The 20,872-nt window shown below is 48.1% G+C and carries 19 protein-coding genes; 15 read left to right on the forward strand and 4 right to left on the reverse strand.

Features of this window, described 5'->3' with window-relative positions; all coding sequences use genetic code 11:
* The first annotated feature begins 57 nt into the window (after positions 1 to 57).
* From rsgA to spoVM, 4 genes are all read left to right on the forward strand, one after another.
* Positions 58 to 966: a ribosome small subunit-dependent GTPase A gene (gene rsgA, locus BLW49_RS15605; protein WP_076313151.1), complete on the forward strand. Its 909-nt coding sequence runs from the start codon at positions 58 to 60 to the stop codon at positions 964 to 966.
* Positions 967 to 968: 2 nt separating this feature from the next.
* The gene (gene rpe / locus BLW49_RS15610) at positions 969 to 1,631 is read left to right on the forward strand and encodes a ribulose-phosphate 3-epimerase (protein ID WP_047910963.1); all 663 of its coding nucleotides are present in this window, start codon (positions 969 to 971) and stop codon (positions 1,629 to 1,631) included.
* 7 nt (positions 1,632 to 1,638) lie between these two features.
* Positions 1,639 to 1,902, forward strand: coding sequence for a hypothetical protein (locus BLW49_RS15615; RefSeq protein WP_047910964.1), 264 nt, complete (start codon positions 1,639 to 1,641; stop codon positions 1,900 to 1,902).
* 170 nt (positions 1,903 to 2,072) lie between these two features.
* Positions 2,073 to 2,153 carry a stage V sporulation protein SpoVM gene (gene spoVM / locus BLW49_RS15620; RefSeq protein WP_006675261.1) on the forward strand — a complete coding sequence of 27 codons (81 nt, stop codon included), beginning with the start codon at positions 2,073 to 2,075 and terminating at the stop codon, positions 2,151 to 2,153.
* 141 nt (positions 2,154 to 2,294) lie between these two features.
* On the opposite strand, the gene rpmB is transcribed toward spoVM, so the two are convergent.
* Positions 2,295 to 2,483 (reverse strand): 50S ribosomal protein L28, encoded by a 189-nt coding sequence (rpmB, locus tag BLW49_RS15625; RefSeq protein WP_047910965.1) that lies wholly within the window; start codon positions 2,481 to 2,483, stop codon positions 2,295 to 2,297.
* 299 nt (positions 2,484 to 2,782) lie between these two features.
* Between rpmB and BLW49_RS15630 the strand changes: the two genes are divergently transcribed.
* The 4 genes from BLW49_RS15630 to BLW49_RS15645 all read left to right on the forward strand — a co-directional run bounded on the left by BLW49_RS15630 (position 2,783) and on the right by BLW49_RS15645 (position 7,880).
* Complete coding sequence (locus tag BLW49_RS15630; RefSeq protein WP_076313150.1) at positions 2,783 to 4,555, forward strand: DAK2 domain-containing protein; 1,773 nt, start codon at positions 2,783 to 2,785, stop codon at positions 4,553 to 4,555.
* 25 nt (positions 4,556 to 4,580) lie between these two features.
* Entirely contained in the window at positions 4,581 to 5,444 is an 864-nt protein-coding gene (locus tag BLW49_RS15635) for a DegV family protein (RefSeq protein ID WP_090725454.1), read from the forward strand.
* Between the two features lie 17 nt (positions 5,445 to 5,461).
* Positions 5,462 to 7,507 (forward strand): ATP-dependent DNA helicase RecG, encoded by a 2,046-nt coding sequence (gene recG / locus BLW49_RS15640; RefSeq protein WP_047910968.1) that lies wholly within the window; start codon positions 5,462 to 5,464, stop codon positions 7,505 to 7,507.
* Positions 7,508 to 7,592: 85 nt separating this feature from the next.
* Complete coding sequence (locus BLW49_RS15645) at positions 7,593 to 7,880, forward strand: stage VI sporulation protein F (RefSeq protein ID WP_047910969.1); 288 nt, start codon at positions 7,593 to 7,595, stop codon at positions 7,878 to 7,880.
* A 102-nt stretch (positions 7,881 to 7,982) separates the two neighbouring features.
* Here BLW49_RS15645 and BLW49_RS15650 read toward each other — a convergent pair whose 3' ends face one another.
* The 3 genes from BLW49_RS15650 to BLW49_RS15660 form a co-directional block, all read right to left on the reverse strand.
* Entirely contained in the window at positions 7,983 to 8,657 is a 675-nt protein-coding gene (locus BLW49_RS15650) for an SOS response-associated peptidase (RefSeq protein ID WP_047910970.1), read from the reverse strand.
* A 131-nt stretch (positions 8,658 to 8,788) separates the two neighbouring features.
* Positions 8,789 to 9,130 carry a YolD-like family protein gene (locus BLW49_RS15655; protein WP_047910971.1) on the reverse strand — a complete coding sequence of 114 codons (342 nt, stop codon included), beginning with the start codon at positions 9,128 to 9,130 and terminating at the stop codon, positions 8,789 to 8,791.
* Complete coding sequence (locus tag BLW49_RS15660; protein ID WP_090725456.1) at positions 9,127 to 10,368, reverse strand: DNA polymerase IV; 1,242 nt, start codon at positions 10,366 to 10,368, stop codon at positions 9,127 to 9,129. Before BLW49_RS15660 ends, BLW49_RS15655 begins: the two co-directional genes overlap by 4 nt.
* 918 nt (positions 10,369 to 11,286) lie before the next feature.
* On the opposite strand from BLW49_RS15660, the gene BLW49_RS15665 reads away from it, so the two are divergent.
* From BLW49_RS15665 to BLW49_RS15695, 7 genes are all read left to right on the forward strand, one after another.
* Complete coding sequence (locus tag BLW49_RS15665) at positions 11,287 to 13,509, forward strand: hypothetical protein (protein ID WP_090725457.1); 2,223 nt, start codon at positions 11,287 to 11,289, stop codon at positions 13,507 to 13,509.
* Positions 13,510 to 13,525: 16 nt separating this feature from the next.
* Positions 13,526 to 14,722, forward strand: a complete 1,197-nt coding sequence (locus tag BLW49_RS15670) for a HEAT repeat domain-containing protein (RefSeq protein ID WP_047910973.1) — start codon at positions 13,526 to 13,528, stop codon at positions 14,720 to 14,722.
* A gap of 31 nt (positions 14,723 to 14,753) precedes the next feature.
* Positions 14,754 to 16,139, forward strand: coding sequence for a glycosyltransferase family 2 protein (locus tag BLW49_RS15675; protein WP_047911233.1), 1,386 nt, complete (start codon positions 14,754 to 14,756; stop codon positions 16,137 to 16,139).
* A 37-nt stretch (positions 16,140 to 16,176) separates the two neighbouring features.
* Positions 16,177 to 16,998: a response regulator gene (locus BLW49_RS15680; RefSeq protein WP_047910974.1), complete on the forward strand. Its 822-nt coding sequence runs from the start codon at positions 16,177 to 16,179 to the stop codon at positions 16,996 to 16,998.
* Positions 16,999 to 17,055: 57 nt separating this feature from the next.
* Positions 17,056 to 18,420, forward strand: coding sequence for a nucleotide sugar dehydrogenase (locus tag BLW49_RS15685; RefSeq protein WP_047910975.1), 1,365 nt, complete (start codon positions 17,056 to 17,058; stop codon positions 18,418 to 18,420).
* An 8-nt stretch (positions 18,421 to 18,428) separates the two neighbouring features.
* Complete coding sequence (locus tag BLW49_RS15690; RefSeq protein WP_076313146.1) at positions 18,429 to 19,361, forward strand: hypothetical protein; 933 nt, start codon at positions 18,429 to 18,431, stop codon at positions 19,359 to 19,361.
* Positions 19,362 to 19,590: 229 nt separating this feature from the next.
* A complete protein-coding gene (locus BLW49_RS15695) occupies positions 19,591 to 20,808 on the forward strand; it encodes an MFS transporter (RefSeq protein WP_047911234.1) in 1,218 nt (405 codons plus the stop codon).
* The last annotated feature ends 64 nt before the right edge of the window (positions 20,809 to 20,872 follow it).

Consider the following 20,872-nt stretch of genomic DNA (forward strand, 5'->3'; position numbering starts at 1 on the left):
TGTTCTTCATTAAGAATCAGAATTCAATTTTTTTCAAACCTAAAAGGGCGGTGAATTATGCTGGAGGGAGTTATTATCAAAGCGCTAAGCGGATATTATTACGTTAAGCCTGCTCCAGATCGCGGAACACCGGATAAGGATGTATCTGCTGTTCAATGCAGAGCTAGAGGTGTTTTCAAGAAAAGAGGGATTACTCCTCTTGTAGGTGACTATGTAAAATATACGCTTACCGAAAACGGGGAAGGAACGGTTGAAGAAATTCTGCCGAGAGATACCGAGCTGATCCGCCCTCCTGTGGCCAATGCGCATCTCGCCGTATTGGTATTCTCGCTCAAGGAACCGGATATGAATGTCCAGCTGCTGGACAAGTTCCTGGTTCATATTGAACAGGCGGGTCTTCAAGCAGTGATCTGCCTTACAAAAATGGACCTTGCTGACGAGTCTGATGATCGTTATGCGCAGCTTGTCCGTCTGTACGAGTCTATAGGGTATGAAGTCATCATTACCAGCTCTCGTCAAGGCACAGGAATGGATCGCTTGAAGCAGCGGCTGGCTGGAGAGATCAGCGTCTTCTCAGGTCAATCAGGTGTGGGCAAGTCCTCGCTTCTGAATGCACTGCTTCCAGGGCTGGAGCTTGAAACAGGTATTATAAGCATGAAGCTGGGCAGAGGTAAGCATACAACCCGGCACGTAGAGCTCATTCCACTGGATAATGGCGGGTTTGTTTCAGATACACCAGGCTTCAGTCAACTGGATTTTCTGGAGATTGGCGTAGAGGAGCTGAGCGATTGCTTCAGAGAATTTCGTGAATATGCCGGCGGCTGCAAATTTCGCGGCTGTACCCATACGCATGAGCCAGGCTGTCAAGTGATCAGAGCCAAGGAAGAAGGCGACATTGCCGAGAGCAGATACACACACTATGTGCAGTTCTTGGAGGAAATGAAAGATAAGAAACGGAGGTACTAAACATGTCAGTATTAATCGCACCATCTATCCTGTCCTCAGATTTCGCCCGTCTGGGCGCAGAAGTAGCCGAAGCAGAGGCTTCCGGCGCAGATTGGATCCATGTTGATGTCATGGATGGGCATTTCGTTCCGAACATTACGCTGGGAGCACCCATCGTACAGTCCCTCAAGCCGCATACCAGCTTGCTGCTGGATGTCCACTTGATGATTGAGAATCCTGAGAACTACATAGCCGACTTCGTAAAGGCAGGCGCAGGAATGATTACAGTTCATGCCGAGGCTTGTGTCCATCTGCACAGAGTCATTCATTTGATCAAAGAGCACGGCATCCTGGCTGGGGTAGCTATTAATCCAGGAACTCCTGCCAGCGCGATCAGCGAAGTGCTCGGAGATGTCGATATGGTTCTTGTGATGACAGTCAATCCCGGCTTTGGGGGACAAGCCTTCATTCCGAGAACGATCCAGAAGATCAGACAAATCCGGAATGAGCTTAACGAATTGGGCCGTTCAAACGTTCATATTGAAGTAGATGGAGGCATTACGAAGGAGACAGCGCCTTTAGTCGTGGATGCAGGTGCTGACGTCCTCGTTGCGGGCAGCGCGGTATTTGGCCGTACAGACCGTGCAGAGGCCATTAGAGAAATCCGGCATAGTATTGGGGGATAACGAACCAATGACACTTAAAGAAGCGCTATGGACTTCGCTTGCCAGTATGGTTACAGGAATACTGCTGGGCTCATTCACACTGCTGCCCTCTCCAATTAATGCAGTAGTATCCTTACTCGGTATTATCCTTGTTATATGGTTCTTTAAAAAGTTTGATAAAAAGTCAGTGAGAATATCATTTATCATATTCACTGTGCTTTATTTCATCCTTTTTATCTTCATTTTATCTGCTTATATTTTTATGACCAATCCTCCAGAAGGATTAAGTTAGTCTCAGTGGTATAGGCTGAACACATGCTGCATAAACATGGTTACATGAGCGCGATTCTCATGTAGCCTTTTTTTCGTTTGCATCGTTGCAGTTAGGGATAAGCGGAGTAGAAGGAAAGGCTTCTGGCACGATAAAAGGTGGAGCGCATGAGGATGATGGGAGGGTGAACTATGAAATTTTACACATTTAAGCTTCCAAAGTTTTTGGGGGGTTTTGTAAAAGCGATCCTTAACACGTTCCAGAAAAGCTAACAGGTTCAAAAAGGGGTTTCCATAGCGTCTAGTAACGTAAAAAAGGCTGCAGTTGAAGGATCGCAGGCGAACATACGGGTATGAAAAAAGCACCTATGTCATATAATGGCAAGGTGCTTTTTGCTTTGTATTCAAAATCAACTATACGCGAGTAACTTTACCGGCTTTCAGAGCACGAGTGCTAACATAAACGCGTTTTGGTTTACCGTCCACCAGAATGCGGACTTTTTGAACGTTTACGCCCCAGGAACGGCGGTTACGGTTGTTAGCGTGAGACACGTGGTTACCGCTACCAGGTTTCTTACCTGTCACATAACATTTGCGAGACATAGATTACACCTCCTATTCTGAAAGTAACCGTTATCCGCAAGGTCAATGGTTGTAATCAATCCAATATACCTGCATAAAACAATACTCAAATATAATATCATATAGGAAAAAGCTTAGTCAATAAAAACAAAAACTTTATTTATTTCTATACTTGATTATAGTACAATGATGTATAGTCCATAATACTGCGGAAGAAAGCCGCTGCCCGTCTGATGACGGGAACAACGGATGTTAAGTGCATGCTTAGTTTTTAGTACTGGTAGTGTACTTATCATCATGCTAGGAAGGGGAATTCTCACTTGAGTAAACGTTCTTTAAATGGAACAGATTTTAACGCAATGGTGTTGGCCGGAGCGGATCAATTGCAGAAGCATGCTGAACACGTCAATTCCCTTAATGTATTTCCTGTCCCAGACGGTGATACAGGAACGAATATGAATTTGACGATGAGTGCCGGTGTGGCCGAATTAAAAAGAAACAGCGCAAGCTCCATTGGCAGCTGTGCAGGTATTTTATCGAAAGGCCTGCTTATGGGCGCACGCGGAAACTCCGGCGTTATTCTATCGCAGTTGTTCCGGGGCTTTAGCCGTTACGCTGCCCCATATGAGGAGCTGAATACTCTTCAGTTTGCTGCTGCTCTGCAAAGCGGTGTGGATACAGCTTACAAGGCAGTAGTTAAACCCGTAGAAGGCACGATTCTTACTGTAGCAAAGGAAGCTGCGAAGCATGCCGGTTATTATGCGAGACGGACCAATGACATTACGGAACTCATGAGCGAAGTGCTCAAGAAAGCAAACGAAACTCTTGCCTTGACCCCTGAGATGCTGCCTGTGCTGAAGCAGGTTGGCGTTGTCGATTCAGGTGGTAAAGGTCTTGTATATATTTATGAAGGTTTTATGGAGTACCTGCTGAACACAGAGGGGAAAACCGTTACTACACCAGTGAAGGAAGCGGCTCCAGCGCCTGTCATGCCGCCTGCTGCACCGAAGACTCGGATTTCCCCTGAAATGCCGATTTCGGCACAAGCAAGACTTGAGACAGAGGATATTGAATTCTTGTATGATATGGAATTTTTTATCAATCGGCAGCTTGGAGATGCAGGCGGAACAAATTTTGATGAGGAAGATTTTAGGAAAGCGCTGTCAGTAAATGGAGACTCGATCATTATTATTTCTGATGATGAAGTGATTAAGGTTCATGTCCATTCCAAAGCGCCTGGGGACGTGCTGAATCTGGCACTCCGCTATGGCGAGATTACCCAGATCCATATTCTGAACATGCGTGAGCAGCATCGTGATCTGCTGACTGCCGGAATGGATATCGCGCCAGCACCTGAATTGTTTGCAGATATTCCGCCTGAACAAGAGGCAGCACCTGAGCCGTCGATTCCTCCAGCGGATGAGCTTGCCCCATTTGGTTTTATCTCGGTTGCATCCGGTGAGGGAATATCTGAAGTGTTCAAGAGTCTCGGGATAGATATTGTATTGTCCGGTGGACAAACGATGAATCCGAGTACAGAGGATTTCGTCAAGGCGATTCATTCCATTGATGCGAAGCACATCTTTATTCTTCCCAACAACTCGAACATTGTGCTGGCGGCCAAGCAGGCCCGAGATCTGCTGGAAGGCGAGCGTGAGATAACGGTTGTTCCGAGCAAGACCATTCCGCAAGGGATTTCAGCTGCATTCGCGTTCCAGGAGGATGAAAGTGCAGAAGTAAACGAGGCGAATATGCTTGAAGCCATTGCACATGTCCGTTCGGGACAAGTGACTTATGCAGTGAGAGATACTACATTTGATGATCTTGAGATTACAGCTGGCCATTTCATCGGGATTCATGACTCCAAGATTGTGGCTACCGAAGAAGGACTTCTGGATACATGCGAGCAACTGCTTCGTAAGATGATTGTAAGCGGTGATGAAGTTATCACAATCCTTGCAGGTGAAGAAGCGAAAGAGACGGAAACGGAACGCCTCGCATCATGGCTTGCTGCTGAATATCCTAATGCGGAAGTGGAAGTGCATCAGGGAGGACAGCCTGTCTACTCTTATCTGTTCGCTGTAGAAGCCTGAAATTAGATAAGGAGGCCAGCGCTTCATGAGCAAAGTATTTATTGTGACGGATAGTACTGCTGATATTCCAGATCAGGTGGTGGATCAGTACGGAATTAAGATCGTACCCCTGCGTGTCGTGTTTAGTGAACAGGAGTCCTATCTCGACGGAATTGAGCTGAGTGCATCCAAGTTCTATGAGAAGCTTGGGGAAGTTAAAGCTCTGCCAACGACCTCTCAGCCATCTCCGATCGAATTTATGAATGTTTACAAGGAACTGAATGAGGCCCATCCGGGCTGTCAGATCGTTTCTATACATTTATCTTCAGGAATGAGCGGTACGTACCAGTCCGCTGTGCTTGGCAAATCCATGCTTGAAGACGAGAGTGAAGCGGATATTACCGTCATTGACTCGAAGTCGGCCAGCTATGGATACGGACTGCTTGTGGTGCATGCTGCCCGGCTTGCCTCTGAAGGGAAGAACGCGGCGGAGATAACGGAAGCGGTCCTTACGCTTCATAAGGAACGCAAGCTCTATTTTCTAGTCGATACACTGGAATATTTGCAAAAAGGCGGACGTATTGGCAAAGCCTCTGCGATTCTTGGTACACTGCTGAACATTAAGCCTGTCCTCTCTATTGATGAAGAAGGCGTGATTTATGCCGTTGAGAAGGTAAGAGGGCAGAAGAAGGCAATGGAACGCATCGTCCAAATGTTCGAGAGTGATTTTGCCGGGAAACGAATCAATATAGCTGTCGGTCATACCGCCAATCCGTCATCGGCAGAAACCTTCGTGGAGCTGATGAAGACACGGTTTGAGCTGAACGAGGTGGTGTATCCGAACATCGGCGCGGTCATTGGAAGTCATGTCGGTTTCGGGACTATCGCGATCTTTGTGTGGCCGGCTTAAGATATGAGGGATGCTTTATGTTGTTAGAAGAAACATCGGTGAAGCAGGTCAGCGGCGTGAGTGCTCTTAAGGAAGGAGAGCTTCACGCCTTTGGCATTTATACGATCAAGGATTTGCTTGAATATTTTCCTTTTCGTTATGAGGATTACCGTCTCAAATCACTGACTGAGGTGAAGGACGGGGACCGGGTGACGGTTCAGGCCAAAATTATGGGTGTGCCTGTACTTCAACGATATGGTAAGAAATCAAGATTGACCTGCAGAATGATGGCAGAGGATTTTATGTTTACGGCGACTTGGTTTAACCGGCATTTCTTGAAGGACCAGCTGACGCCGAACCGGGAGATTACGCTTACCGGCAAATGGGATCAAAAGCGGATGCAAATGACGGTATCGGAGTCAGAATTCCCTGATAAGGGGGCCGTGCGCTCGGGCTCCGTTCAGCCTGTCTATTCTGTGGGGGGAAAGATTACGCAGAACTGGATGCGCAAGACGATTAACCAGGCGCTGCTTCAGTATGGAGAGATCGTGCCTGAACTGCTTCCGGAGGAACTGCTGAGGAAGTACAAGCTGATGCCCCGGAAAAAGGCGATTGCCCTGATTCATCAGCCAGGTGATCCTCAGCTGGGACAAGAAGCTCGTCGCCGTATGGTGTTTGAGGAGCTTTTTTTGTTTCAGTTAAAGATGCAGGCTTTTCGGGCCATCAATCGTGGGAAAACGGACGGAGTCGTACATACCGCTTCCAATGCAACGATCCGCGAGTTTGTGCGCAGCCTGCCTTTTGAGCTGACAGATGCCCAGAAGAGGGTAGAGCTTGAAATTTTGCAGGATATGCGCTCCCCTCACTGTATGAACCGGCTGCTTCAAGGGGATGTGGGTTCAGGCAAAACTGTCATTGCTGCTATTGCACTGTATGCCGCTGTCCGTTCCGGATTCCAGGGCGCCTTGATGGTGCCGACTGAAATTTTGGCTGAGCAGCATATGCGCTCCCTGGAGAAGCTGTTCACTCCATTTGGGATCGAGGTTGCTCTGCTGACAGGTAGTACACCAGGGAAGAAGCGAAAAGAAATTCTGTCTGGACTGCAAATGGGAATGATTGATGTTGTCGTCGGCACCCATGCCTTGATTCAGGAGGATGTGTACTTCAGAAATATCGGACTTGTCGTTACAGATGAGCAGCACCGGTTTGGTGTCAATCAGCGAAGTGTTCTCAGACGTAAAGGCTATAACCCCGATGTGCTGACCATGACGGCAACCCCGATTCCGCGAACGCTGGCTATTACGGCGTTTGGGGATATTGATGTCTCTACCATTTCAGAGCGGCCGAAGGGCCGGATTCCGATCTCGACGTATTGGGTCAAGCATGACATGATGGATCGGGTCATCGGCTTTATTACCCGGGAGCTGGATCTGGGACGCCAGGCATATCTGATCTGCCCGCTTATTGAGGAATCGGACAAGCTGGATGTTCAGAATGCCATAGATTTGCATGTGGCTATGCAGCAGGCGCTTCCTCAATATAGGGTTGGTCTCCTGCACGGCCGGATGACTCCATCCGAGAAAGACGAAGCGATGAAGCTGTTTTATGAAAATGAAACTCAGCTGCTGGTATCCACGACGGTTGTGGAAGTTGGCGTCGATGTTCCGAATGCCACATTGATGATCATTATGGATGCAGAGCGCTTCGGCTTATCCCAGCTGCACCAGCTTCGTGGGCGGGTCGGTCGGGGCGCCCATGCCTCCTATTGTATTCTGATTGCCGATCCGAAATCGGAGGTAGGCCAAGAACGAATGAAGGTCATGACCGAGACGGAGGACGGTTTTGAAGTGTCCAGACGTGACCTGGATCTTCGTGGTCCGGGTGACTTTTTCGGTACGAAGCAAAGCGGGCTGCCCGATTTCAAGCTGGCAGATATGGTCAGTGATTTTGAAGTGCTTGAAATGGCCAGAGATGATGCAACCTCGCTTGTTGGTAATGAGGCGTTCTGGACTTCGCCAGCCTATGCACCGCTGCGCGATTATTTACAGCGGGAGCAGATCTTCCAGGGAGAAGTAATGGATTAGCATAAAAAATAAGGTCAAGAGGACGAGCTCCCTCGGCATATAGTAGTGGAGGACTACGATATAGGCGGGGAGGTGCGATGTTCTGTTGAGCTATCAAAAATATGGGATTAGTCCACAGCTGGTGGAACGGGTGAAGACCAAAATGAAGAACCCGGTGATGAAGGAAAAAGTTAAAGTGCTGATTGACGGCGTGACCAAGGCCGATTTGCAAAATAGTGCGAAAGTCAGACGGTTGGTCAAATCATCTGCAGCCATTCTGAATGAAAAATTTACTTCCGCAGATGAAGATAAGCTCGTTAAATTCGTAATTGATCAAAAAATTGATCCGAATAATACCCTGCATCTCATCAAGCTGTGGGGAATGTTTCGTTAAAAGTAAGGGACCTCGCGATGTCTGCGAGGTCCCTTGCTTATTGAGAATATAACGAAACGAACGATGTTTTATTATGGATTACCTGGTTCTATAGTGCTGGTCCTATGCCAAAGGATGTGTTAATTCAACACTGTCATTCGCGACCCGATTCACGGCACGTGATACGGGATAAGCCTCCATCTCTTCCTCCGGATAAGGACGTAGAAGCGGAAGGAGCTCTTCTGGCTGCTGCACGGTGCGATCCAGCCACAGCTGTTCCTTGCCAGGAGAGAGAATGACCGGCATCCGATCATGTATACGGCTCATCAGCGTATTTGGGCTTGTGGTCAGAATCGTACAGGTGCTGACACGCTGCCCTTCAGGATCCATCCATGTATCATACAGCCCGGCAAAGCTGAACAAGCCCGTCCGGGGGATGATGCGATAAGGAGTTTTGGTTCCATCCTCCTCTTTCAGCCACTCGTAAAAGCCATCGGCGGGAATAAGGCATCGCTTGCGAAGAAACGATTCCCGAAATGCAGGCTTATCCAGCACGGTTTCGCTGCGCGCATTAATCATTCGGCTCCCTATGCTGAGGTCCTTCGCCCAATGAGGAACGAGTCCCCATCTCAGCGTTCCGGCACGTCGCTGTGATCCATCATGAATGACAGCCATAATTTGCTGTGTCGGCGCAATATTATAATGAGGCCTGTAATCAATATAATCCGGAATCTCCTCCAGCATATAGCGGAGCATCAATTCTTCAAGTGATATTCCAAGCGTAAATCGTCCGCACATTCATGAAGCCCTCCTCTATTATCAAGCAGCCAGCGCTGTCTATCCATCGTCCCTATCTCCTGGTCAACGGGTCTTAGGTATCCACTGACTAGGCATCCTGACTAAGGGATTACGAATAAAGTATAACGCATTTAACGGCCAGAGCGAACTTCGATAATATGCCGCATTCGAATGTCATGAAGCGTACCTTCTTCATCCTGAAGGCGGATTGAGCGTGAAGCCTGATCGAATTTGACGACGATGCCGCTCATCAGTATATCTTCCCACTCGTCAAACAGGACAAGGGTTATCTCTGTATACAGCATAAGAGATTCAGCAAGCAAACGCGACATTTCTTCAGCTGCTTGAGAATCCAGCTGAGGGCGAGCCTTGGGTGCGAGTCTTTGCTGATGCGTAACATAGGCCTCCCGGTGCTCAGGAAGCATCATACGTGAGGATTCAAACAATCCATTGCGTTCTAACTTTTTACTCATCGGTAATGACCTCCAATTTTACGAGAACGATCATGTGCCTGCCCGGCCTTTTGCAGAGAGGAAGCACGCATAATAGCGGTGTCTCCAAATCTTCGTTTAATCTCGTCAGTTGCCTTCTCCAGCTCCCGCTTCTGTTCACGCTCATCAAACCATGTCAGCTGATACTCTGTATCAGGTACAAGGTCGGTCAGTGATACGCCGATCCGCCGTACAGGCTCACCATCCCAGTGACGCAGGAAGAGCGTTTTGGCTGCTTCATAGACCTCATCGGTAATGTGAGTAGGCTCTTCAATCTTCATCTGGCGCGAGAAGCCGGTCGGTTTATCAAAATCGATGCCCCGGCAGCCTACAGATACAACACTTCCCATAAGACTTTTCTCCCGGGAACGTCTGGCTACAAGCTCACATAGCTCGAGCAGCACAACCTGAATTTCTGACCAGGTCGTATAGTCTCTCGGCAGCGTCATTTGATGTCCGATCCCTTTTTGCTGCTGGTGGAAGGTGCTGGGCATGACGGGCGATTGATCCACGCCGTTTGCAATGCGCCACAGGACCTCTCCGTTAACTCCCCAGCGGTCACGGAGTCTCGGCAGCGGGGTGCGGGCTAAATCGCCGATCGTATGAATCCCCATCTTGTAAAAATGGCGCGACATCCGAGAGCCGACCATAAACATGTCCCGAATGGGCATCGGCCACAGCGTATCTGCAATTTGTTCTTTGGGAAGAACATAGATGCCGTTTTTGTTTTTTTTGGCAAAAAGATCACAGGCCATCTTGCTCACAACCTTAGTATCGCTGATGCCTAGTCTTACATATACGCCGGTTTCCTGCATGACCTGCTGCTGAATACGGAGAGCAATGTCCTCAGGACTGCCGAACAAGCCGAGGCTGCCGGTAACATCAAGGAACTGCTCATCAATACTATAGGGCTCAACGAGATCGGTATAGGACTGGAGAATATCCGTAATATGGAGAGAGACACGAATATATTCTGACATCCGGGGCCGAACCACCACAACATCCGGACATTTCGCAAGCGCATCGGACAGGCGTTCTGCCGTTGTAATTCCATAGGTCTTTGCAATAGGGCAGGCAGCCAGTATAATGCCGGAGCGCCGGGCAGGGTCACCTGCTACGACAAGCGGCCGGTTTGCATACTCAGGATGGGCCGATTTCTCCACGCTTGCATAAAAGGATTGGCAGTCTGCCAGCATAATAACGCGTTTCATTCGTTCCATAACGCCACGCCTCCCCTCCATTTTGGATTAAATTGAATCAAGGAACGTCACGGTTATTGCAGAGTTGAGATTAAACGGAACACATGTTCTTATTTTATTAGGATAACGGAGAAATATACATACAGCAACCGGAATTTTTTTGAAAAGGTATGAAAGTTCAAAAGTTTGTCAAAAAGAACAGCGAATTAGGAAAATAGACTTGGATTTTTACATATCATGTCAGTTGTTTGAGACCTTTGAGTTATGAAAAGGCATACAAAAATGGGAATGTAAATTAATATTAAATGCCACTCAGGCCTATACAGGACTCACGTCCTTTTTTGCTAAAAACGAAAAAAATCGAAAATGCTGTTATATCAAGCTTTTTCGCTATTTTTTTATCGGACTATTGTATCAATTTTGTAATAACTATGGGTAAAAATGTAAAAACATAAGTAACTTTGGGTAGGGATATGCGTTAAACTATAGGAGGACAGCGCAAATCGATTCCTGAAATTACTCTTTTGCAGTAGTGAGATGGAGCCGATCGGCGTAATAACCACAGGCGTTCAGAGGATTCTTCACTGGGGACAGTAAAGGGGCAGGGCTCATAAATAGGCTGGGACATAGGCTGGGGTGCAGGTAGAGAGGGAAGTACAAGGAGAAAAAGGCAAGGTCTTAGACAGACAGCAAGCAAAATGGGCAATAGTATCCATCTCCATCTTTCCTTCCATTAGCCTAGTTACAAAAGTGAAACCATGACGATATAGTTATTTATGAACCGTGCAGGTGTCACGGGCTGGATTTAAGAGAAACGCATTCGAGCGCTTATCTTAAAAAGTAAGCAAAAAATTTTAAGGCAGTTGAACGATCAGCATGAGATTCATGTTTTGATACGGAGAAATCAACATTTTAGAGAGATGGAGCGAAACAAAAGCCATGAGCAAACGAAAAAGAAAACGTCTTGCCCTATGGATTTTGGCAGGCGTCCTGCTAATCGGCGGGGGAGGAGGGCTTGGCTATTTTCTGCTTAAACCAGCTCAGCTCACCTATGCTGCTGAAGATGGGACGAGAATGAAATTCCGGACGGAAGGCAATCGTTTCCTGCAGTACACCCAAGAGGGCGTATGGGAGGAGATGTTCGTCAAGGGAGTTAATCTGGGCTCTACCAAGCCGGGGTACTATCCGGGGGAATTTCCGCTGGACAAAGAGGACTACTTAAAGTGGTTCGAACAGATTGAGGAAATGGGTGCAAACGTCATTCGTGTGTATACCGTTCATCAGCCTGTATTTTATTCCGCACTTGTTGAATACAACAGGGGGAAAGAGCATCCGCTATATTTCATCCAAGGCATTTGGTCACCTGAGGAACAGCTTATCGAGCAGCAGGATGCATTTGCGGAAGGCATTCAGGAGAAGTTCAAGTCAGAGATTGAGAAGGCCGTTGCAGCAGTATACGGTGATGCGGATATCCCTCCAGTACAAGGAGAGTCGAGCGGAAAGTATACGGCCAATGCCGGACAATATTTGATGGCATGGCACTTAGGCACCGAGTGGGACCCGCATATGGTGGATAACACCAACAAGCAGTATAAGGATCATCCTCGTTATGTCGGGAATTATTTTGCCGGTACAGAGGATGCAACGCCGTTTGAGAACTGGCTTGCGGAGCTGCTTGATCATGTAGCGAGCGAAGAGCAGCAATATGGCTGGGAGCATCCGATGACCTTTACGAACTGGGTGACAACCGACGTGCTTTCTCATCCAGGTGAGCCGCTGTTCGAAGAGGATCTGGTTAGTGTGGATGCCAGACACATTGAGCCGCTGGATTGGCAGGGTGGATATTTTGCAGCATACCATGTGTACCCGTACTACCCTGATTTCTTCCGTACCGATGAAACACTTCAGACCATTAAGGATGACAATGGGGAGTACAACACCTACAAAGCCTACTTGCAAAAGCTTAAATCCGAGTATACCGATATGCCTGTAATGATTACAGAATACGGTGTTCCGGCTTCCTTGGGGATATCCCACTATGGATTAGGCGGAAAGGATCAGGGAGGACACAATGAGCAGGAGCAGGGCGAGATCAATGTATCCCTTACCAAGGACATATATGACGAAGGATATGCAGGAGCGATCCTCTTCATGTGGCAGGATGAATGGTTTAAGAAAACGTGGAATACGATGCCGCTTGAAATTCCTGCAGATCGAAGATCGTTCTGGCTGAACGTGCTGACAAACGAGAAGATGTTTGGCGTACTCGCAATGGAAGCCGGGAAGCAGAATCAGCTGATTATGGATGGAAGCCTCGACGATTGGAGCTCACTTGCCGAAGGAGAGGTCAAGCAGTGGCAGGGAAAGGTTGAGGGCATCGAAAGCATGAAGATGACTCATGATGAAGCTTACGTATATATCGGAATTACGCTGGATGAGGCTTTTGATCCGGATAAGACAAAGCTCAGCATTGGAACAGACACATTAGCAGGAGGTAATCAGCCTGCTGAGGAGCTGCCTGGCAAAAAGATGGAAGGCGGAGATCTAGAAACGGTCATTACTGTTGGCAAGGATGAGGAATCAGCGGTTAACATCGCGAAAAGCTATGATTTCAATCAACGGATGTACGGGCCTGAAGGATATTGGATGCTTGAGGAACAGCCGGCGGACACGCCTTCCTTTGTGCCATGGAAATTAGCCATCAGTCTGATGATGTCACCGCCGGATACCAAATTTGCTCATCCTTACATGGATGAAGTGATAGGTAAGCTGAATAGAGGAAGCTCGGACCCTGCGTCCGAGGACTTTGATTCACTTACATTGTGGCAGTATGAAGGCCGAGAAATTGAACTGCGCATTCCGTGGATGCTGCTTGGGTTTGGTGATCCGAGCTCGCATCAGGTGATTGATTACAGTCCGGTAGGCGAGGAGCGTGCCTTCAAGACCGTTACTACAGAAGGAATAAGATTTATCCCTTGGCTTACAGAGAGAGAGACAGGGGCAGTATCCTGGCCGGGAGGCTCAGAGGAGAGTCTTGATCTGACGACGATGACTCCATACACATGGAATTCGTGGGAAGCTGTCCAGTACAGTGAGCGCCTCAAAGAGAGCTACTACTCGATGCAGAAGGCATTCATGGATATTACGGAGCAGGAACGATAAAGGAGGACACATACTCATGTTTTCAAACATAGCCCTAGCGTACGCGTTCTTGTACCTGTGCGCAGGACTGATTGTGGCAGGTATCATCATTTTATTCGCGTTAAAAAATTCACACAATTCAAAGCTTAGAAAAAAAGAACTGTACGCAAAGAAGCATCAGGATTACTTCGTATACGTTCAAGCTAATCTGACAGGCAGCGAACCCATCCGGCTTCCGATTGGCAAGCTTACCAAGCTTGAGAGGGAAGTCATTATGGACAAGTGTATTGCATGGATCGACCAGCTGAAGGGAGAGCATGCAGACAAGCTGCGTGATCTTACGCGGGAGACCGGCTTCGTAGATGAGCAATTGAAGCTGCTGAACAGCTCTTGGACAGGTACGGCTATACAGGCTGCTTACCGGCTGGGCGGTATGCGAAGCACCGAAGCGGCAGAGCCGATTCTAGAGCTGTTAAAAGAAGAGAAGAAAGTCAACTACGCTATTATCTACGCCCGGGCGGCAGCAAGATGTGCAGAGCGTCCGGCGCAGCTGAAGGAAATGCTGGGTTATCTGCTCAGTAAAGGCAAGCCTATACATCGCATGGCCGCAGATATTCTGATGGAGACAAGTCTTGAATCAAGCAAGCTGTTATATGAATTACTGGAATCTGACGATCCGGATTTCGTCAAAGTTGGTATTGTCGCAATGTCTGGACATGCCATTCCGGAAGTGATGCCGGCAGTAACACAGCTGTTTGGCTCCAAGGATCTGCATATCCGTTCTGAAGCGGTTAAGCTGTACCTCAGTACGAATCCCGTGCTTAAGGAACGGAATATCGTAGAGTGGATGGGAGATCCTGTGGCAGAAGTCAGAGCCGAAATGGCCAAGACGTTAGGGGCAGGCCATCAAGCCGGCAGCATTCCTCTCCTCAAAAATGCACTTGGAGATGAGGACTGGCTCGTTAGACATAACAGTGCGAACAGCCTGATGCAGCTTGGTGAGGAAGGCTTCGAGGCGCTGTGCGAGACAGCCTTGAAGGGAACTGGAGTCGCCAAGGATACGGCACTGGAATATGCAGAACGTGCCATAGAAGCGGCGAATGAGCATGAAGAGATCGAGAAGATGATGACCTTCAACAAGAAAAGGCTGATCTACAATCGTTACTTCGGCACCGCGCCGCAAGCAAATGCAAACCGGATGTCCGGCGTGATTGGAGGAGATTTCACTGCTTAGAGATATTTTGTTGGGTTACGGCACAATCATTATATATTACGTCGTGTTTGTTACTGTCTTGTATTTTGGTATTCTTTGTTTCTCATACAAGGATATATGGTCTATCCGGCGCAGGTCCGAGTTTTCAAGCTTTAAGAGCCTTGCAGGATCAGACGTGGTGCCTCCGGTATCGCTGCTGGTGCCGGCTTACAATGAAGAGCTGACCATTATCGAGAATGTAAAATGCTTGATGACCTTAAATTATCCTACTTATGAAGTTATCGTCATCAACGATGGATCTAGCGACAGAACCGTTCAGGTGCTTGTCAAAGAGTTTGGTCTTACAGAAATTAAAAATCCAAGCTTCCGCGGCACCATTAACGTCGAGCCGATCCGCGGGGTATATCACAATCCGGAATATCCGTTCCTGTACCTGATTGATAAAGAGAACGGAGGCAAAGCGGATTCACTTAACGCCGGAATTAACTTCTCGCATTATCCGCTGATTTCTTCCATTGATGCAGATTCCCTGCTGGAGAAGGATGCACTGATTCGCATGGCCCGCATGTACCTGGAGAATCCGGAAGAGACTGTGGCCATCGGCGGCGATGTAAGAATCGCGAACGGCTGCAAGATCGAGAACGGTGCAGTCAAGGAAGTGTCACTGCCTAGGAAGATGTGGCCGATGTTTCAATCGATTGAGTATTTAAAAGCTTTTCTTGGAGGACGGATTGGCTGGAGTCAGTTAAACGGACTCATTATCGTATCGGGAGCCTTCGGTTTATTCAGCAAAGAGGCGGTTATCGCTGTCGGCGGATACCGGGGGGGTTACCCTGGGGAAGACATGAACATTATTATTAAGCTGCATCGTTACATGCTGGAGAACAAGATTAAATATCGGGTTGCTTTTTGCCCTGAAGCGGTATGCTGGACTCAAGCACCTGACACGTACAAGATCATTTCCAACCAGCGCAAGCGCTGGGGCCGCGGTAACTTAAAAAATATGATTGAGAACGGCAATATGATGTTTAGACCAAAGTATAAGACCATGGGTCTGCTGACGATGCCTTATAACATATTTTTTGAAGCGTTGAATCCTTATTTCCGTATTACGGGGCTGCTTGCTCTAGCGGGTTATGTAGCCTTGGATATGACAGCTTGGCCTGTACTTGTTATCTTCGGGCTGCTGAACTTCCTTAGCGGATATCTTCTCAGTGTAGCTGCGCTGATCCTAGAGGAGATTGCTTTCCGCCGTTATCCGAAGCCAGCTGATCTTGTAAAAATGTTAACCTTCTCGGCCTTGAAATTCGTAGGATATCACCAGCTTGGCGTGCTGTGGAGAGTACAAGGGCATATCCAATATATGCAGAACAACAACTCCTGGGGCGCGATGACAAGACAGAGCTGGGAAGAGCCGAAAGTGGAAGAGGCCGCGTGAATATCTCAGTATTAACAGATGAAAGGGAGGAATAACTTTGGCAAATACGGTCACGCTTGAGCGTCAAATGACGGTGAATGTGTACGACATTCTAGAGGAGCAGCTAAAAGGAATGGGGAGCAGGCCCAGTGGTGTCGTGTTTGTACATTGCAAGAATATGGAGCAGCAGCCGGAGGCTGAAGTGAATGAAGCTCTAGAGCGTACTTGCGAAACAGAATTTCAGCTATGGAAGGACAGCAAGACGAGCACAATCGCTGTGTTTCTTCCTGGCTTGACACTGAACGCTACGCATTACCAGGCACTGCTCATCAAGCAGGAGCTCTTGGAGCGTCTCGGTGAGGCGGATCCGCGGCTGACGATTGCCGGCTTCCCTGAGATGGGCAGCCCAAGCAGGCATATGCTCAAAAATATGGCAGAGTCAGCGAAGCTTAGTCAAAGCACTGACATTCAGCTGTATACCAAGAATGAGACGATGACAGCACCGGGGAAAATTCTGATCGTTGATTATGACGAGACGACACGCGAGTTTTTGAGAATACGACTGTCTATGCAAGGCTATGAAACCTTTGAAGCGGTCGACGGTCTCTCTGCTATAGAACTAGCTAAGAAGATTAACCCGGATTTGATCTTGACCGAGCTTAATTTGTACGGCGTAAGCGGACTGTCGTTTATCCATCAGATTCAGAGCCTCGAGCTGCAGATACAGCCTAAGGTCATCGTGCTGACAGATCAGCGGGTTGAAGACACGATCAGCAAGTGCTTCGAAAAAGGAGTAGACGACTATGTTACCAAGCCGTACTCTCCGGTTGAGCTGGATGCGCGCATTCGCCGCTGCTTCCAAAGTAATGCAGTTTCTTAATTAGGCAACTCAGATTCAACATATAGATTATAAATTCCATCTGGAGGGTGAAGTACTGTGACAGAGCAATTCCATACTTTAATGAATGCGATTGAGAACAAGAAAGCGGTGCTTGGTGTAGTAGGATTAGGTTATGTTGGGCTGCCGCTGGCCGTAGAAATGGTAAAACAGGGTTTTACCGTTATCGGTATTGATTTGGACCCATCCAAAGTGGAACGAATTTATCAAGGCGATTCCTACATCCATGACATTACTTCCGAGGATCTGAAGACCGTAATGCAAAGCGGACGCTTTCAACCAACAACAGACTACAGCATGCTTCGCGTTATCGATGCACTGAGCATTTGTGTCCCAACGCCGCTTAGCGAGAATCAGGATCCGGATACATCTTATATCGAGACTGTTGTAGATAATATTAAGCAGCATATGAAGAAGGGCATGCTGATTACACTAGAGAGCACAACTTATCCAGGTACAACCGAAGAGCTGATTGAGCAGGAGCTTGAGGCAATTGGTCATAAAGTAGGTGAGGACTACTTCCTGTGCTTCTCGCCGGAACGCGTCGACCCGTCCAACGGAAGGTTTACGACATTCAACACACCTAAGGTGATCGGCGGCACAACGGAGGAATGTCTGAAGCTGGGTGTTGCCCTGTACAGCAAATATGTACAAACCGTAGTTCCGGTCTCCAATCCGAAGGTAGCTGAAATGTCCAAGCTGCTGGAAAATACATTCCGCAGTGTAAACATTGCTTTTGTAAACGAGATGGCGATGATGTGTGACCGCATGGGCATCGACATTTGGGAAGTCATTGATGCGGCTGCAACGAAGCCGTTTGGATTTATGCCATTCTACCCGGGTCCTGGAATCGGTGGCCACTGCATTCCGCTTGATCCGATGTACCTGTCCTGGAAAGCGAAGGGCTTCCGATTCTATAGTCAATTCATTGAGCTTGCTCAAAATACAAATGATAATATGCCTTACTATGTAACGAACAAGACAGCGACGATCTTGAACGAGTATGCCAAGTCGGTCCGCAAATCAAATATCTTGCTGCTCGGTATGGCTTATAAGCCGAATATTGCCGATCTACGCGAATCACCTGGACTTGAAGTGTACGAGCTGTTCAAGGAAGCAGGAGCGAATGTTGAGTACTACGATCCGTATGCAGACACATTCCGTGACAAGCATGGTTCTACCGTATACAGCGTGAAATACGATCCAGAGAAGTTCAAATCATACGACTGCATCGTGCTGATTACGAACCATAAGAATCTGGAATATGACGTTATTGCATCCCTTGGCGTGCCGGTACTGGATACTCGTAATGCGTTCAAGGATTATCCGCTGCCTCACATTTATAAAATTGGCCATTCCGTACAACATCCGGTGACACAGCAGGAAGAAGCGGTACTCGCATAAAACCATCCATGATTAGAGGAGGAAAAGCATGGAATGCATATCCTGCATGGGTAAAATGGAGCCTCATGATTGTCATCGTTGTAGTTTTACTCATTCTGTATTTCATGCTGAAGTCACCGGTCATGGATGAGAAAAAAGCAACCTGGCTCTGGGATGCCTCACTTATTGAGCAGCATACGGAGGAGATCGTGCAATTCCTGAAAGAACAGGAGGTGGACACGGTCTTCCTCCAGACGCAGCAAGAAGTAAGTGATGAGGCTTATCGGTCATTCAACCGTTCAGCGCATGCTGCTGATATTACGGTTCATGCGCTGAACGGACATGCAGACTGGGCTTATGCGGAGAAGCGAAGTGAAGGAACGGCATGGATTGAATGGGTGAAGACCTACAATGGGAATGCAGCCCCTGAAGAGAAGTTCGACGGTGTTCAATTCGATGTTGAGCCCTACCAGCTGAGAAGATGGGAACGGGAGGAAGCAGCCGTCATTGCCGAATGGAGCGAGAACATGGAGGAATGGAGCCGGGAAGGTGCAGAAGCCGGGTTATACATGAGTGCTGCTGTACCGTTCTGGCTTGACTCCAGGGAAGCTCCTGATGGCAGCGGCACGTTCAGCCGCTGGGTGATTGACCGGTTCGATGCCATCGCCATTATGGCTTACAGGGACAGCGGAGAGCAGATGTATGAACTGTCCAAGGAGGAGCTTGCGGAGGCGGATGATCTAGATAAGAAGGTGTGGATTGGCGCTGAGCTGGGCCATACCGACGAAGGCGAGCATTTAACCTTTTTCCGTAAGCCGGTAACGAACATGGAATCGGAGATTGAAATTGCAGGCAAGCTGGGCACGACCCATCGTTCCTTCGCAGGACTTGCGATCCATCATTATGAGGCATGGTACCAAAAGGTAACAGGGGATTTAACCTTTGCACAAAAAAACGAGTAGTCAAGGAGAACAGTAGCTATGAGGCTGACTGTTCTCCTTTTTATATTAAATAAAGGTTGACAGTTTGGCAGAATCCATTATAAATAGTTTGATGGGTTATTTAGCATGAACTGAAGATATAAACTGGAGAAGGATGGGAAGAATCTATCCTAAGACCGGCGAAGCAAGATCTTTAGTTCAAGTGGATGTTGATTCATTCAAATACATAGATAGGGAGCAGAACCTTACAATGAGTAATTTAGAAGTATTGCGTAATCCGAAGCAGCGCAAGCTGCTGTTCAGCGCAGGGCTCAGCTGGATGTTCGATGCAATGGAAGTCGGCATGATGTCCTTTATCGTTGCGGCACTGGCCAAAGAATGGCTGCTTACGCCGGGTGAAGTTGGACTCGTATCGAGCTCCACCTCCATCGGCATGGCGGTAGGTGCATTGCTGGCAGGAACGATGGCAGATAAGTATGGACGTAAGGCGGTCCTCATGTGGACACTGCTTATTTTCTCTGTAGCAAGCGGAATTTCGGCACTGGCTACAGGTTACGTGTTTCTATGCATTATCCGGTTCATTGCCGGGGTCGGACTTGGTGGAGAGCTTCCTGTAGCCTCTACGCTCGTATCGGAGTCTGTACCGGCCAAAGAGCGGGGACGAGCCGTTGTGCTGCTGGAGAGCTTCTGGGCAGCGGGATGGATTCTATCTGCGCTGATCTCCTTTTTCGTTATTCCCGAATACGGATGGCAAGTGGCTTTTCTGATCGGGGCGCTGCCTGCCCTATATGCACTCTACTTGCGAAGAGCCATCGAGGATTCACCTCGGCTTGAGAACAAGCAGGAGCTGCGTAAAGTTCCGTTTCGCGAGAAATTTGCATCGGTGTGGTCCACTGAGCATCGCAAGACGACGCTGATGCTATGGATTCTATGGTTTACAGTGGTGTTCTCTTACTATGGGATGTTCCTGTGGCTGCCAAGCATTATGCAGATCAAGGGCTTTGAGCTGGTCAAGAGCTTTCAGTATGTGCTGATTATGACATTGGCCCAGCTTCCGGGATATTTCACAGCAGCGTACTTCATCGAGAGGTTCGGCCGCAAGTTTGTTCTCGTTGTATATTTGGTAATGACTGCGATAAGTGCGCTGTGGTTCGGTAATGCGGAAACAGAAGTCAGCCTGATTCTGGCAGGGATGTCATTATCATTCTTTAACCTTGGAGCCTGGGGAGGAATGTACGCCTATACACCGGAGCTGTATCCCCTTAAGGCGCGTTCTACAGGTGTCGGTCTTTCAGCCTCAATCGGTCGGGTCGGGGGGATCCTTGCACCGCTGCTCGTAGGACTATTGGTGCAAAAAGGGGTCGCTGTGGAATCCATCTTCGTATTGTTTTTCGTTACCGTGCTAATAGGAGCAGCGGCGGTTCTTATCCTTGGCCGAGAGACTAAAGGGCTTGAGCTCGAAGATTAGGACCATTGTCAGATATGACAAATTTGTAACCTGTGATATAGTGTAGTTCGTAGGTGAACGTTTG

Origin of the sequence: Paenibacillus sp. PDC88 (assembly GCF_900106725.1) — a bacterium.
Classification (GTDB): Bacteria; Bacillota; Bacilli; order Paenibacillales; family Paenibacillaceae; genus Paenibacillus; species Paenibacillus shunpengii.

Bases quoted from the DNA above. Each gene is read 5' to 3' on its own strand.
- rsgA (WP_076313151.1), top strand. From the start codon at position 58: ATGCTGGAGGGAGTTATTATCAAAGCGCTAAGCGGATATTATTACGTT.
- rpe (WP_047910963.1), top strand. From the start codon at position 969: ATGTCAGTATTAATCGCACCATCTATCCTGTCCTCAGATTTCGCCCGT.
- BLW49_RS15615 (WP_047910964.1), top strand. From the start codon at position 1,639: ATGACACTTAAAGAAGCGCTATGGACTTCGCTTGCCAGTATGGTTACA.
- spoVM (WP_006675261.1), top strand. From the start codon at position 2,073: ATGAAATTTTACACATTTAAGCTTCCAAAGTTTTTGGGGGGTTTTGTA.
- rpmB (WP_047910965.1), bottom strand. From the start codon at position 2,483: ATGTCTCGCAAATGTTATGTGACAGGTAAGAAACCTGGTAGCGGTAAC.
- BLW49_RS15635 (WP_090725454.1), top strand. From the start codon at position 4,581: ATGAGCAAAGTATTTATTGTGACGGATAGTACTGCTGATATTCCAGAT.
- recG (WP_047910968.1), top strand. From the start codon at position 5,462: ATGTTGTTAGAAGAAACATCGGTGAAGCAGGTCAGCGGCGTGAGTGCT.
- BLW49_RS15650 (WP_047910970.1), bottom strand. From the start codon at position 8,657: ATGTGCGGACGATTTACGCTTGGAATATCACTTGAAGAATTGATGCTC.
- BLW49_RS15655 (WP_047910971.1), bottom strand. From the start codon at position 9,130: ATGAGTAAAAAGTTAGAACGCAATGGATTGTTTGAATCCTCACGTATG.
- BLW49_RS15660 (WP_090725456.1), bottom strand. From the start codon at position 10,368: ATGGAACGAATGAAACGCGTTATTATGCTGGCAGACTGCCAATCCTTT.
- BLW49_RS15665 (WP_090725457.1), top strand. From the start codon at position 11,287: ATGAGCAAACGAAAAAGAAAACGTCTTGCCCTATGGATTTTGGCAGGC.
- BLW49_RS15670 (WP_047910973.1), top strand. From the start codon at position 13,526: ATGTTTTCAAACATAGCCCTAGCGTACGCGTTCTTGTACCTGTGCGCA.
- BLW49_RS15690 (WP_076313146.1), top strand. From the start codon at position 18,429: ATGATTAGAGGAGGAAAAGCATGGAATGCATATCCTGCATGGGTAAAA.
- BLW49_RS15695 (WP_047911234.1), top strand. From the start codon at position 19,591: ATGAGTAATTTAGAAGTATTGCGTAATCCGAAGCAGCGCAAGCTGCTG.